Origin of the sequence: Flavobacterium luteolum (assembly GCF_027111275.1) — a bacterium.
In the GTDB taxonomy this organism is placed as follows: Bacteria; Bacteroidota; Bacteroidia; order Flavobacteriales; family Flavobacteriaceae; genus Flavobacterium; species Flavobacterium luteolum.
On sequence record NZ_CP114286.1, the window covers coordinates 4,398,709 to 4,412,484 of the forward strand.

General features: G+C 36.0%; 10 protein-coding genes. 8 read left to right on the plus strand and 2 right to left on the minus strand.

What is annotated here, in order from left to right; translation table 11 throughout:
* Positions 1 to 3 precede the first annotated feature (3 nt).
* Genes OZP10_RS18960 through OZP10_RS18975 form a run of 4 tightly spaced genes read left to right on the plus strand, consistent with a single transcriptional unit; the run spans position 4 to position 5,345 of the window.
* A complete protein-coding gene (locus OZP10_RS18960) occupies positions 4 to 3,570 on the plus strand; it encodes a response regulator (protein ID WP_281632258.1) in 3,567 nt (1,188 codons plus the stop codon).
* Positions 3,571 to 3,587: 17 nt separating this feature from the next.
* A complete protein-coding gene (locus OZP10_RS18965) occupies positions 3,588 to 3,953 on the plus strand; it encodes a response regulator (RefSeq protein ID WP_281632259.1) in 366 nt (121 codons plus the stop codon).
* A gap of 7 nt (positions 3,954 to 3,960) precedes the next feature.
* Positions 3,961 to 4,773, plus strand: a complete 813-nt coding sequence (locus tag OZP10_RS18970; protein WP_281632260.1) for a CheR family methyltransferase — start codon at positions 3,961 to 3,963, stop codon at positions 4,771 to 4,773.
* A complete protein-coding gene (locus OZP10_RS18975; RefSeq protein ID WP_281632261.1) occupies positions 4,752 to 5,345 on the plus strand; it encodes a chemotaxis protein CheB in 594 nt (197 codons plus the stop codon). Before OZP10_RS18970 ends, OZP10_RS18975 begins: the two co-directional genes overlap by 22 nt.
* A 69-nt stretch (positions 5,346 to 5,414) precedes the next feature.
* Here the strand turns inward: OZP10_RS18975 and OZP10_RS18980 are convergent, their stop codons facing one another.
* Positions 5,415 to 6,179 (minus strand): porin family protein, encoded by a 765-nt coding sequence (locus OZP10_RS18980; RefSeq protein ID WP_281632262.1) that lies wholly within the window; start codon positions 6,177 to 6,179, stop codon positions 5,415 to 5,417.
* 12 nt (positions 6,180 to 6,191) lie between these two features.
* Positions 6,192 to 7,313: a hypothetical protein gene (locus OZP10_RS18985; protein WP_281632263.1), complete on the minus strand. Its 1,122-nt coding sequence runs from the start codon at positions 7,311 to 7,313 to the stop codon at positions 6,192 to 6,194.
* Positions 7,314 to 7,655: 342 nt separating this feature from the next.
* Between OZP10_RS18985 and OZP10_RS18990 the strand changes: the two genes are divergently transcribed.
* The 4 genes from OZP10_RS18990 to OZP10_RS19005 all read left to right on the plus strand — a co-directional run bounded on the left by OZP10_RS18990 (position 7,656) and on the right by OZP10_RS19005 (position 13,754).
* Positions 7,656 to 7,928, plus strand: coding sequence for a hypothetical protein (locus OZP10_RS18990; protein WP_349293743.1), 273 nt, complete (start codon positions 7,656 to 7,658; stop codon positions 7,926 to 7,928).
* Between the two features lie 108 nt (positions 7,929 to 8,036).
* Positions 8,037 to 11,159, plus strand: coding sequence for an efflux RND transporter permease subunit (locus tag OZP10_RS18995; protein WP_281632265.1), 3,123 nt, complete (start codon positions 8,037 to 8,039; stop codon positions 11,157 to 11,159).
* A gap of 37 nt (positions 11,160 to 11,196) precedes the next feature.
* Positions 11,197 to 12,480 (plus strand): TolC family protein, encoded by a 1,284-nt coding sequence (locus OZP10_RS19000; protein ID WP_281632266.1) that lies wholly within the window; start codon positions 11,197 to 11,199, stop codon positions 12,478 to 12,480.
* Between the two features lie 2 nt (positions 12,481 to 12,482).
* On the plus strand, positions 12,483 to 13,754 hold the full coding sequence (locus OZP10_RS19005; protein ID WP_281632267.1) for an efflux RND transporter periplasmic adaptor subunit: 1,272 nt from the start codon (positions 12,483 to 12,485) through the stop codon (positions 13,752 to 13,754).
* The last annotated feature ends 22 nt before the right edge of the window (positions 13,755 to 13,776 follow it).

A 13,776-nucleotide genomic window follows, 5' to 3' on the forward strand; every position in this document is an offset into this window, starting at 1 on the left:
TATATGAATGGTAATTTTAAAAGAAATTTATTAATCAGTTCACTAGTTTCACTGCTTGTACTTACTATTAGTTCTGTTGCCTCTTTTATTAGTATTAAAAGTTTACTAAACAGTAACTTTTGGGTAAACCATACGCAGGATGTAATCTATAACCTAAACGAAGGTTCATCGATTATTACAGAAGCCCAAACCAGCATGAGAGGCTATCTGCTTACAGGAGACGAACAGTTTGTGGACCGTTTTAATGATTCGGAAGCCAAATCAAATACTTATTTTGAAAAGTTAGATGAACTTACGTCTGACAATCCCTCACAGACAAAATTACTAGAAGAATTACGTACCAAACGCTCCGGTTTCTTTAAATATTTGAATAATCAGATTGTAAAAAAACGATTAAGCAAAGAAACACTGATTTTCGACTTGAATGAAGGTCGAAAAATGATGAATGACATTAAGGCAATCGTCAAAAAAGTTGAAAATACAGAACAAAAACTTTTAGAAGAACGTAATTCAAATTCAGAACGTTACGGAAATTATAGTTTGGCTTTAATTGCCATTGCTTTCTTTATAGCTTTTCTTATTTCTATTGTTTTCCTAATCAGAATTCTGAAAGATTACAACGAGAGAACTTTACTGCAGCAAGAATTAATAAAAAAAGATAAAGAAACAGCCGAAAGACTTGAAGTAATAAGCGGCATTGCGACACAAATTGCTAAAGGAAATTACGATGTCCAAATTGATGATAGAAAAGCTGATACTTTAGGTGCTTTGGGATTGTCTATTCATAACATGAAAGATTCATTAAAAGATTCTTTCGAATTATTGTCCCAAAAAGAATGGCTTCAATCAGGCGTTGCGACGTTGAATGATAAAATGCTGGGCGAAAAAACAATTCAGAAATTATCTAAAGATGTAATCGAATTTTTGTGCCAGTATACCAACAGCAGTGCAGGAGTTTTGTATGTGATTGATGGTGAAGAATTGACTGTTACGGGAGGTTATAGTTATATACCAAGTAAAAACAGAGAACGAATCAAGAAAGGCGAGGGGTTGATTGGGCAATCTATTGTTTCTGGAAAAATGTTGGAGTTAAAAACACTTTCTCCAGACGATATTCAGATCAATTATGCATTGGGAGAAATAAAACCAACCCATATCGTGGCAATGCCATTAATGGATTTCAAGATTGAAGGAGCGGTTGAGCTGGCTAGCATATACGGATTTTCGATGCTGCAGCTTGAATTCTTAAATAGCGTAGCCAATAATATTGGAATTGCGATTAAGGCGACCCAAAACCGTAAACGAGTAATGGAACTTCTAGAAGAAACCAAAGTTCAGTCTGAAGAACTTCAAATTCAGCACAGCGAATTGGAAGCGATAAATGCAGAGTTAGAAGCGCAGACAGAAAAATTACAGGCTTCAGAAGAAGAACTTCGCGTGCAGCAGGAAGAGTTGGAACAAACCAACGAAGAACTTTCTGAAAGAAGCGTTTTATTAGAAGAAAAAAACACCGAAATTCAGAAAAAATCAGAAGCTTTGGAGCTGACTACGCGTTACAAATCGGAGTTTTTGGCTAATATGTCGCACGAATTGAGAACACCGCTGAATTCTATTTTATTGTTAAGCCGTTTGCTGTCTGAAAACAACAATAAAACGATGAACAATGAAGAAATCGAATTTGCGAAAGTGATTCAGAGTTCAGGAAACAGTTTATTAGGCTTAATTGATGAAATTCTAGATTTATCTAAAATTGAAGCTGGAAAAATGGATCTGGAATTCTTAGATGTTTCAACTAAAGAAATTACAGATAATCTTCATAACTTGTTTTATTTGGTTGCAAAAGAAAAGGGAATTAATTTTGAAATTATTGCCAAAGAAGCGCCAATTGTTATTAAAACAGACAAAATGCGTTTGGAGCAGATTTTGAAAAACCTGATTTCGAATGCGATTAAATTTACCGAAAAAGGAACTGTTTCTCTTGAAATTAAAGTCGATACAGACGATGATAAAATAATCTGCTTTATTGTAAAAGATACCGGAATCGGAATTCCGATCGAAAAACAGCCATTGATTTTTGAAGCTTTCCAGCAAGCGGATGGTTCAACAAAACGTAAATATGGCGGAACTGGTTTAGGACTTTCAATCAGTCGTGAATTGGCTAAATTATTACGTGGAGAAATTATTCTTCATAGTAAAGTTAACGAAGGAAGTACTTTTACATTGTGCCTTCCAAAGTTAGGATTTGCTATCAACAAGGTTTCGGTAAATAAAATTCCGCATGCAGAAGAAATCGAAGTAACAACTGAAAGTGAAGAGGAAAAACCAAAATACATCAGTGAAGTTATTCCGCAAGAAATTGAAGACGACAGAGATTCAATTGTCGAAGGCGATAAAGTCATTTTGATTGTAGAAGACGATATCAATTTTGCAAAATCGTTGTTGGCTTTCACACAGAAAAAAGGATACAAAGGAGTAGTGGCAGTAAGAGGTGATTATGCTTTAAATTTTGCATTAATTTACAGACCAATCGGAATCTTATTGGATATAGAACTTCCAATAAAAAGCGGATGGCAGGTTTTAGAAGAGCTAAAAAATCATTCTCATACCAAACATATTTCGGTGCATATTATGTCTTCGCATAAACTGAAACAGGAAAGTCTGCTAAAAGGAGCTGTAGATTTCTTAGATAAACCAGTTGCTTTTGACCGAATTCCAGATGTTTTCAAACGTATTGAACACATTATAAACAAAGAATCGCAGAAGGTTTTAATTATTGAAGACAATCCGCAACATGCAAAAGCATTGGCGTATTTCTTGGAAACGTATAATATTAACTCGGAGATTAAAAGCGAAGTTTCAGAAGGTTTATCTTCTTTAGGAAAAGAAGAGGTAGACTGTGTAATTCTAGATATGGGAATTCCAGACAAGCAGGCTTACGAAATTCTAGACGGTGTTAAAAAAAGTCCAGGTTTAGAGAATCTTCCGGTAATTGTTTTTACAGGAAAAAGCCTTTCTATAAAAGAAGAATTAAAAATTAAGAAATATGCCGATTCTATCATTGTAAAAACGGCACATTCGTACCAAAGAATGCTCGATGAGGTTTCGCTTTTCCTTCACTTAGTAGAAAATAAAAAAGAAGGAAATGCAGGAAAAGAAAGCAGTAAAAAACTGAATTCGTTAAACAATATTTTATTTGAGAAAAAAGTATTAATTGTGGATGATGATGTACGAAACATCTACTCGCTTTCAAAAGCTTTAGAAGCATTTAAAATGAATGTTATTACAGCTTTTGACGGAAAAGAGGCAATTAAGATTCTGAATGAAAATCCAGATACAGATGTGGTGCTTTTAGATATGATGATGCCAAATATGGACGGTTACGAAACAGCAGAAAAGATTAGAAGCAATCCTAAATTTCTTAACTTAGCAGTAATCGCTGTAACAGCTAAAGCTATGACAGGCGATAGAGAAAAATGTATTAAGGCGGGAGCTTCAGATTATATTACAAAACCGGTCGATGTCGATCAGTTGTTATCGCTGCTTCGAGTTTGGTTATACGATAAAATCTAATCTTAAAAATACTGTACATGGAAAAGAAAAAAGTATTGATTGTAGATGACGATTCTAGAAATATTTTTGCTTTAGTAAATACTTTAAAAGCAAAATCTTTTGACTGTTTGTCTTGTTTAAGTGCCGAAGAAGCCCTGAAAATATTAGCAAAAGATAATTCAATTGACGCCGTTTTATTGGATATGATGATGCCCGAAATGGACGGTTACGAGGCGATTCCGCTTATTAAAGCCATTCCCTCGCAAGAGAATACTTTTGTAGTTGCCGTAACAGCGCAAGCTATGACAGGAGATAAAGAAAAATGTTTACAAGCCGGAGCAGATGCATACATCTCAAAACCTGTGGATGTAGATAAATTACTTCACATCTTGGGAGAAATTTAAATGAATTATGATTGAAGATATTGAATTAGAAACTCTCATTAATGAAGTTTACGAATATTATGGTTTTGATTTTGGAAGTTATTCAAGAGCATCACTTAAAAGACGTGTAAGCAGGGTATTTACTTTGGATGGATTCAAGCATTTTCATGAATTTTTGTCTAAAGTCCGTACCGATCCGGAATATTGCAAAAAAATGATTGACGAAATAACGGTTAACGTTACAGAGATGTTTCGTGATCCGTCTTTTTATCAAACCCTTCGAAAAGAAATTCTCCCTTTACTAGGAACCAAACCTTTTATTAGAATCTGGCATGCCGGATGTTCTACGGGAGAAGAAGTGTATTCGATGGCCATTATGCTCAAAGAAGAAGGCTTGCTGCACAAATCATTATTGTATGCAACAGACATAAATGCAACGGTTTTGGAAACAGCCAAAAGCGGTATTTTTCCGTTGAGAATGATAAAAGATTATGCCGATAATTACCGTGAGGCGGGCGGTCAGGAAGATTTTTCAGATTATTATATTGCCAATTACGGGTTTGCAAAATTTAATGAAAACCTATCGGAGAAAATGGTTTTCTCGCAGCATAATCTGGTTTCAGATACTTCGTTCAACGAATTTGACCTGATTTTATGCCGTAATGTTTTAATTTATTTTGATAATAATCTGCAGAAAAGAGTAGTCAATCTTTTTGATGACAGTCTGGCCGTTTTGGGCTTTTTAGCTCTCGGAACAAAAGAAACTATAAAGTATTCTATATCTCAAACCAAATACAAACAATTTGATAAGGAGAAAATATGGAGGAAAATAAAAGAATAACAAATTGTAAAGTAGTTATAATTGGAGGTTCGGCTGGAAGTTTGCAGGCATTATTGCAGATTTTACCATTTTTAGATAAAGCAGTTTCTTTCGCAATTGTCATTGTTGTTCACAGAAAAAACTCAGACGAACAAACTCTAGAAGACTTAATCGCTTTAAAAACAAAAATAGGCGTAAAAGAAGTAGAAGATAAAGTAAAACTCAAACCAGGATTTATTTATATCGCGCCTTCTAATTATCATTTATTATTTGAAAAAAACGAAACCTTGTCTTTAGATATTTCAGAAAAAATAAACTACAGTAGACCAAGCATAGACGTTTCTTTTGAGTCTGCTGCAGAGGTTTATGGTGAAAGTTTAGTTGGCATTTTACTTTCGGGTTCCAATTCGGATGGAACGGTTGGATTGAGAGCAATTCAGACAGCTGGCGGAATAAGCGTTGTACAGAATCCGCTTTCTGCAGATATGCCTTTTATGCCCAATAATGCCATTTTGCATACGACACCAGATTTTATTCTAAATACAGAAGAGATTCTGGAGTTTATAAAAGAAATTAATATTGCTGATTTTTGATTAACGATTTTTGATTTCAGATGGAAGAAATCAAAAATCGTTAATCCTCAATCTAAAATCTTCAATTTCTTATTTTTTTTCATCTTCTGGAAGCACCACTTTATTTAATTCAGCTTCTTTTTCAGCTCTTCTTTGCGCTGCTTTTCCTTTTCCAATTGGCAATCCTGCAGTGACATACAAAGATCTGTTGTATTGATTATTTGGACCATCTCCTTTCATTACTGTCACAAGTCCTAAGTAATATTGAACGGTGATATTTAAGCCATGACCAACATTCATGTGATAACCAGCACCAAAGGCAAGTCCGGCATCTATAACATGAATTTGATCTCTGATGTTTTTCTTATATACCACATCGTCATTGTTGATTTCGTTTTTAAACTCATCAAATGCTTTGGCTAACAAACCAAATTGTGGACCAGCTTTAAGGTAGATATTGTTTTTGAATTGGTATTTGATTAGTATCGGAACATTAAAATAACGTATTTCACGATTTACATGTCCGCCTGCAAAAGTATTGTCTAGATTTTCATCATTTAAAGAATACACCGGAATATCTTTGGCTCCCATAGGCGATTTTACGATTACTCCAGTATTGATCATCCAAGCTGGATTTTTCTTATACCTGAAGTCAAAGTAAAAACCAAGATTAAAACCTGGGTTTAAAGCAGACGATCCCATATTGGAAATAGTAGAAAAATTAGCACCGCCTTCAAGACCAAATTCTAAAAACTCTGAGTTGAGTTTATCTCCAAAGATTAAGGAAATCAAGACTTGGGACTGGGCAGAACTAATGCAAAAGAAGGTAAAAACGATTACTACACTTTTTTTCATATAATGGATGAATTACAGTCCAAAACGATATTGCAAACTTCCCAAAACTTGTGTACGTGAACCTAAGAAACCGGCTTCTGCGCGAAACATAACGTGTCGGCTGAATTGATATTGAGATCCTATAATAAAGTTCCACATATCTTTTGGTCTTTTTTGAAGTGAATATTGAACAGATGAATCTGAAGCTGTACTCAATGCTCCGTCTAGAGTTGCTAAGAATGTTCCTGCTCTATCTAAAGCTCTATCGGCAGTGTTATGTTTAGCAATATTAACCGGATTTTTTTGTTCAGCTGGGCTTAAGCCATTCCACCAGTTATCTACTTTTACCTGATTGTCAGAGACTTTTTGAAGTCCAGTGTCTACTTTAGCTTGGGCACTGCTTAGATCAATAAAATCAGATAAAGGCAAATCTCCATTCGTATCTCCAGAAATATGAACTCTAAAAGCTCCAACCCAAATTGCTATATTGGTGTCTGGTTTATTAAATTTAAATGTTTTTCCTAATCTAGGACCAAAAATATATGAAAATGCTGGTTTATCAAGTGAGCTGATATCAGTCCAAGCCATATTCATGTCTAGTGCAAACCACCCACCGCCAATACCAATTGTTGGTGTCATACCTATACCAAAAGTAGTAGCGTCAAAATTGGCTTTGGTGCTAAAATTGGCAATTTCGGACCAATTGTTATCTGCGTCTGGCACCCAAATGCCTGCATTGATTTTCGTTGCCGTTTTGGCCTTTCCGAAAATTCCATAAATATTTAAAAAGGGAAGCAACCATACATCAGGTCTAATCGTAAGCGCACCAGCTTCAACTGTTGATTTATCAAATCGTACAATTTCATCTAAGTTATATTGGGGGCCATGATTAAAACCAATATTCAAATCATTAATAATGATTTCAGATTCCTGCCAAAAATAATTAACAGAAACTCCTGCAGAATAAGGAAGTTTATAGCCTTTCTGTGCTACTTTTTCTCCCCAAATAGGTAAAGCGTACGGGTATTTTTCGACTTTAAGGCTGTCTTTTAGTTCTTCATTTTTTTTACCTACAATTTTATCGGTATAAACCTGCGCAAAAATTTGCATGCTGAATAATAATAAAAAGGCTGATATTAGTGTATTACATTTCATTGATTAGAGTGTTTTAATGTTAATTAAACTTCGAAAAATAAATATGTACTAATGCTATTGTGGGAATCTTTTTATTGGTATGCGATATAGGTTTGTATTATAATTAAAGATTAAGGCTTAAGAATGTGTTAATTAGTGTTAAAGTTAACGAAATTTTCTTACCTCCGACAAAAATTAAATGAGAAAATGATAAAAGCTTTAAAAATAATTTTAGGATATTTTTAAGTATTTTTCTTTTAGGAATTATCGCCATCAATTACCAATTTAAAAAATAATTGTATTTTTACAGCTGTGAAATGGATAACAATCATATTATCAATTTACCTGTTGGCATTATCTAATATGCCATGTGCAGATATGGAAGTAAACAGCGCTATGCATAAAACCGCTCAGTTTGCTTCAGAAGACAATCATTCGCACGACAAAAACAATGATTTATGTTCTCCTTTTTGTGTCTGCAACTGCTGTGGAGCACAAGTTTTAAGTTACCATTCTGCTGTAAGTTTTGAATTTCCTAAAACTTACAATCAAATTTCAATAGTCTTACCAAGTTATAGTTCTGTTTTTATTTCCAATTTCTTCGGAAGTATTTGGCAGCCCCCTCAAATAGCATAATGATTATGTCTGTTCCTATATTTTAGGAAACGGACGAGAGAGTTGTGGACTTTCAACACATTTCCAGACAATTTATTTGTCTAATTTCTCACGTCATTATATATTCAAATGTTAGATAAAATCATTCAGTTTAGTATACGAAATAAATTCGTCATACTATTATTTACCCTTGCACTCATTGCTTGGGGAAGCTATTCGCTTAAAAATTTACCGCTCGACGCCCTGCCAGATGTAACCAACAATCAGGTACAGATTATTACCACTGCACCAACATTGGCGAGTCAGGAAGTAGAGCAATTAATTACGTATCCTTTAGAACGAGCTGTAAAGACAGTTCCCAATATTATAGAACTTCGCAGTATTTCTCGTTTTGGATTATCGGTTGTAACCGTTGTTTTTGAAGACGATGTAGATATTTACTGGGCTCGCGAACAAATATTTCAACGTTTAAAACAAGCCGAAGAAAACATTCCAGATTATGTAAACTCTCCAGAATTAGCGCCAATTTCTACAGGGTTGGGAGAAATTTACCAATACGATGTTTATGCCAAAAAAGGGTATGAAAACAAGTACAGTGCAGTTGAGCTAAGAACAATTCAGGATTGGATTATTATTCCGCAATTGCAGGGAATCCGCGGTGTTGCCGATGTAAGTACTTGGGGTGGAAAACTGAAACAGTTCGAAATTGCCGTAAATCCGAATATGCTAAACAGTCTCGGTGTAACGATTACTGAAATTTTTGATGCTTTAGAAAAAAACAATCAAAATACAGGTGGAGCATACATCGAAAAAGATCAGTACACTTATTTTATTCGAGGCGTCGGAATGGCAAAAGGCGTAAAAGATCTCGAAAATGTTGTAGTTAAAAACCGAAACGGATCGCCAGTTTTGGTGCGCAATGTGGCGCAAGTACGCGAAGGAGTAGCGTTGCGTTACGGTGCTTCAACCAAAGATGGAAAAGGAGAAATTGTTTCCGGAATGGTTTTAATGCTCAAAGGAGAGAATTCTAGTGCTGTCGTAAATCGTGTTCACGAAAAAATGGCTCAGATTAACAAAAGCCTTCCAGAAGGTGTTGTTGCCGAGGCCTTTATAGACAGAGGAAAATTGGTAGACAATTCTATTAGAACCGTTGCGAAGAATTTATTAGAAGGTGCATTAATAGTGATTTTTGTTCTGATTTTATTCTTAGGAAATCTTCGTGCAGGATTGATTGTTGCTTCTGTAATTCCGCTGGCAATGCTTTTTGCTGTTATTTTAATGAATGCTTTTGGAGTAAGTGGAAACCTGATCAGTCTTGGAGCCATAGATTTCGGAATCATAGTCGACGGAGCCGTAATTATTGTGGAAGCCACGATGCATCATCTGCAGCAATTCAAAAACAAAAAAGAATTGACGCAGGAAGAAATGGATGATGAAGTTTACAATTCGGCTTCAAAAATCAGGAACAGCGCCGCTTTTGGTGAGATAATTATCTTGATTGTGTATCTGCCAATTCTAGCTTTAATTGGAACCGAAGGAAAAATGTTTAAACCAATGGCCATGACAGTTGGTTTTGCCATTATCGGAGCATTTATTCTTTCGCTGACGTATATTCCGATGATGAGCGCTTTGTTTCTTTCGAAAAAAACAGAACACAAAGAAAACTTTAGCGACCGCATGATTGCTTGGCTAGAAAGCCGTTATACGCCTTTATTGAAAAAAGCCTTAGAATTTAAAAAAGTAGTGCTTTCTATTGCTGTTGGATTATTTGCTTTTGCTTTTATTGTTTTCCAGAATATGGGTGGCGAATTTATCCCGACAATCGAAGAAGGCGATTTAGCAATCAATGCCACAATTATGACAGGAAGTTCGCTGACGCAAATGGTGGAAACTACTACGAAATATGAGCAGATTCTGAAAGCTAAATTCCCAGAAATCAAGACCATTGTCACCAAAATAGGAAGCGGTGAAATCCCGACCGATCCGATGCCGATTGAAAGCGGGGATTTGATTATTGTTTTAAAAGACAAAAAGGAATGGAAAGGAAAATATCATAATTGGGAAGATTTGGCCAATGCCATGAAAGAGGAAATGGAGATTATTCCTGGAGCAAATATTGAGATTTCTCAGCCTATTCAGATGCGTTTTAATGAGCTAATGACAGGAAGTCGTTCTGATATTGCGATCAAGATTTTTGGTGACGATTTGGAAATCTTAGATGCTAAAGCGACTGAGTTAATTTCGAAAATTAAGGGAATTGAAGGAATCGGGGATTTAAAAGCTGATAAAGTAACAGGATTACCTCAAATTACCATCAAGTACGATTATGATAAAATCGCGTTGTACGGACTCAATATTTCAGATATCAATCAAATTATTCGTTCCTCTTTTGCTGGAGAAGTTGCCGGAAAGATTTATGACGAAAGCAAAAGGTTTGATGTAGTGGTGAGAATGGACGAAAATAATCGCGCTGATATTACTGATGTAAGCAATCTTTTTATTCCACTTCCAAGTGGACAGCAAGTGCCGCTTTCTCAGGTTGCTTCTGTGGATTATGAACAAGGTCCTGTGCAGGTTATCCGCGAAGACGGAAAACGAAGAATCACGGTTGGATTAAACGTTCGTGGAAGAGATATTAAAAGTGTTGTCGAAGAAATTCAAGCAAAATTGGATAAAAGTTTTAAACTTCCGGCGGGTTATTATGTTACTTACGGTGGACAATTCGAAAATCTGATCGAAGCTTCAAAAAGACTTTCTGTAGCCTTGCCAATTGCTTTGGGACTAATTTTGGTCTTGTTGTATTTTACGTTTAAAAGCGCCAAACAAGCATTGCTGATTTTTAGTGCGATTCCGTTATCGGCGATCGGAGGTGTTTTTGCACTTTCACTGAGAGGAATGCCGTTTAGTATTTCTGCTGGAATTGGGTTTATCGCCTTATTTGGAATAGCCGTTTTAAACGGAATTGTATTGATTTCGTATTTCAATCAATTAAAGACAGAAGGAATTTTAGATCCGTTTCAGCGCGTTCTTATTGGAACCAAAACTCGTTTACGTCCCGTTTTAATGACCGCAGCCGTAGCTTCATTAGGATTTTTGCCAATGGCATTATCTACAAGTGGGGGAGCAGAAGTGCAGAAGCCTTTAGCAACTGTAGTAATCGGCGGATTAATCTCAGCAACTTTATTGACGTTAATCGTTTTGCCGATTTTGTATTTATTGTTGGAGCGTGGGTTTAACCGCAAAGAACGCTAAGGTTTACGCAAAGCACACAAAGAAAAATTTAAAGAAAATGAAAAATTTATTATGCAGTTTAAGAAAGATAACCTTTGCGAACTTCGCGCATCCTTTGCGAACTTTGCGGTTAAATGAGTTGCTATTAGCAAATAAGGTTTTGTGGTTAAGTGCATTCCTATTAGCAAGTACAGCAACATTTGCACAGCAAACCATAAGTCTAGAAAAAGCAATAGAACTAGCCAAATCAAACAACATCGACTTAAAAATCGCTGACAAAGAAATCGAGAAACAAACCGTTCTCAAAAAAGCAGCATTTCAGCCCGATCCACTTCAGGTGCAGTATCAAGGCGGGCAGTTTAATAGCGCCGATTACGACCATAATGTTTCGGTACAGCAGTTTTTTCCGTTAGGAAATATTACTAAAGCCAATCGACAATTGCAGGAAGAATTGGCAAAACTGGCCGAGAAAAGAAAAGCTCTGTCTTCATATGAGATTGAAAAAGCGGTGACATTGGCGTACTATCAATATTTGTATGGAGTTTCTGTCCAGAAACTTAATTCAGAATTGAATGCTATTTACACCAAGTTCTTAAAGAACGCCGAACTTCGTTTTAAAACGGGAGAAAGCGGGAACATCGAAGTGATTAGTGCCAAAGCCAAAGTAAAAGAAATTGAGACCCAGAAAGCGCAGTTAGAATACGATTTGACAATTTATCAGAAGCAATTGCAGTTTTTTATCCAAACAGATGAAAATGTAATTCCAGATTCTAATACTGCTTTGCAATACAACTTTGCAGAAAATCAGGAAAATACAAAAGCAGAAACGCTAATGACCGATTTGTATCAGCAGCAGATTTCGGTTTATCAAAAAGAAGCGGGAACGTTTAAAGCTTTGCGTACGCCCAAAGTAGGATTAGGATATTTTGCTCAGACAATAAATACAGAATCTTTGTTTCAAGGTTTTACAGCCGGGTTACAGATTCCGTTGTTTGGCGGTGTTAATACGACAAAGGCTAAAGCAGCTGAAATCAGTATCTCGCAGTCACAATTAGCTTTAGATCGAAATAAAATGATGCTGAATCTGCAGAAAGAAGAATTGCAGAATAATTTCAAAAAACAGCAGAAAAACATGGCGTATTTCCAAAATGAAGGCTTGCATTATGCCGATCAGATTATTGAAACGGCTCAGAAAAGTTATGCCAATGGCGATATGAGTTATTGGTCGTATATCAGCTTTTTAAATCAGGCCATCGATATAAAAAAGCAATTTGCAGAAGCGACACACAGCTATAATCAAAGCGCTATCGAACTTCAATTTCCAACTATCAAAAACAATTAATCATGAAAAATATATCTAGTTATTTAACCGCAAAGAACGCTAAGGTTTCGCAAAGAACACAAAGTTTAATTTCCTTGCGCGCCTTGCTCCCGATAGCTATCGGGATTGCGCTCTTTGCGGTTACCTTAATAAGCTGTAATCAAAAGAAAGCAGAAGAAACACAGGAAGAAGAAAAATCTACTACAGAAGTGGCGCTAAGCGCTTCTCAATACAAAACAGTCGGAATTGAAACTGGAATTGTAGAAGACCGAAATCTGAACAAAGTGATCAAAGCGAATGGTTATACAACTGTTCCTCCACAAAACTCAGCTGAGGTTTCGACTTTAATTGGCGGAACGGTAAAGGATATTTTTGTTTTGGAAGGAACCTATGTAAACAAAGGAAAAGTATTGGCAACGATTCAAAATCTGGAAGTTATAGGAATGCAGGAAGATTATCAGTCAGCGGTTGCAAACGTGGAGTACTTGCAGTTAGAATATAATCGTCAGAAAACGTTGAGTGACGAAAATGTGAATCCGAGAAAGACTTTTCAGGAAGTAAAAGCCAAATTAGCAGCCGAAAGAGCCAGAGCGCAAGCAGCAAAAAACAAGTTAGATGCTTTGCATGTTAATACAAAAGGAACAACATCTGTCGTGCCGATTGTTTCGCCAATAAATGGTTTTGTTGGAAAAATCAATATTGCCAAAGGTGCTTTTGCCAATACAGGAGTTTCGCTTTTTGAAGTGGTCGACAACAGCCAGATGCATTTGGATTTGAATGTGTATGAAAAAGATTTAGGTTCGATTTCTATTGGTCAGGTGATTGATTTTGTATTAACAAATCAGTCGAATAAATCAATTAAAGGAAAGATTTTCGGAATCAATAAATCTTTTTCAAATGAAAGTAAAACGGTTGCGGTACACGCTAAAATTGATCCCGCTGATGCGAAAGGATTGATTCCAGGAATGTACGTTTCGGCAAATATTAATATTACCAATGCAACTGTTCCAGCACTTCCAAAAGATGCTGTGGTTCGTAATGCCGATAAATATTTTGTTTTTGTTCAAGAAGAAGGGCATGCAGAAGAAAAACATGAACACGCAGCAGGCGAAAAAGAAGAAGCACACGAAGAAGAAGTTCATTTTAAAGCTGTAGAAGTAATTCCAGGCACAACCGATTTGGGTTTTACAGAAGTTAAATTCGTTGATAAGATTGATCCTCAAGCAAAAATTGTTACAAAAGGCGCTTTTTATCTGCTTTCTGCAATGAAGGGAGGCGGGGAGCATTCGCACTAGTGGGTTTTGCCACGAAGGCGCC

What these genes read in the sequence shown, in the direction of transcription:
- OZP10_RS18960 (WP_281632258.1), top strand. Translation starts at nt 4, where the DNA reads ATGAATGGTAATTTTAAAAGAAATTTATTAATCAGTTCACTAGTTTCA.
- OZP10_RS18985 (WP_281632263.1), bottom strand. Translation starts at nt 7,313, where the DNA reads ATGAAATGTAATACACTAATATCAGCCTTTTTATTATTATTCAGCATG.
- OZP10_RS19005 (WP_281632267.1), top strand. Translation starts at nt 12,483, where the DNA reads ATGAAAAATATATCTAGTTATTTAACCGCAAAGAACGCTAAGGTTTCG.
- OZP10_RS18980 (WP_281632262.1), bottom strand. Translation starts at nt 6,179, where the DNA reads ATGAAAAAAAGTGTAGTAATCGTTTTTACCTTCTTTTGCATTAGTTCT.
- OZP10_RS18970 (WP_281632260.1), top strand. Translation starts at nt 3,961, where the DNA reads ATGATTGAAGATATTGAATTAGAAACTCTCATTAATGAAGTTTACGAA.
- OZP10_RS18990 (WP_349293743.1), top strand. Translation starts at nt 7,656, where the DNA reads ATGCCATGTGCAGATATGGAAGTAAACAGCGCTATGCATAAAACCGCT.
- OZP10_RS18965 (WP_281632259.1), top strand. Translation starts at nt 3,588, where the DNA reads ATGGAAAAGAAAAAAGTATTGATTGTAGATGACGATTCTAGAAATATT.
- OZP10_RS18975 (WP_281632261.1), top strand. Translation starts at nt 4,752, where the DNA reads ATGGAGGAAAATAAAAGAATAACAAATTGTAAAGTAGTTATAATTGGA.
- OZP10_RS18995 (WP_281632265.1), top strand. Translation starts at nt 8,037, where the DNA reads ATGTTAGATAAAATCATTCAGTTTAGTATACGAAATAAATTCGTCATA.
- OZP10_RS19000 (WP_281632266.1), top strand. Translation starts at nt 11,197, where the DNA reads ATGAAAAATTTATTATGCAGTTTAAGAAAGATAACCTTTGCGAACTTC.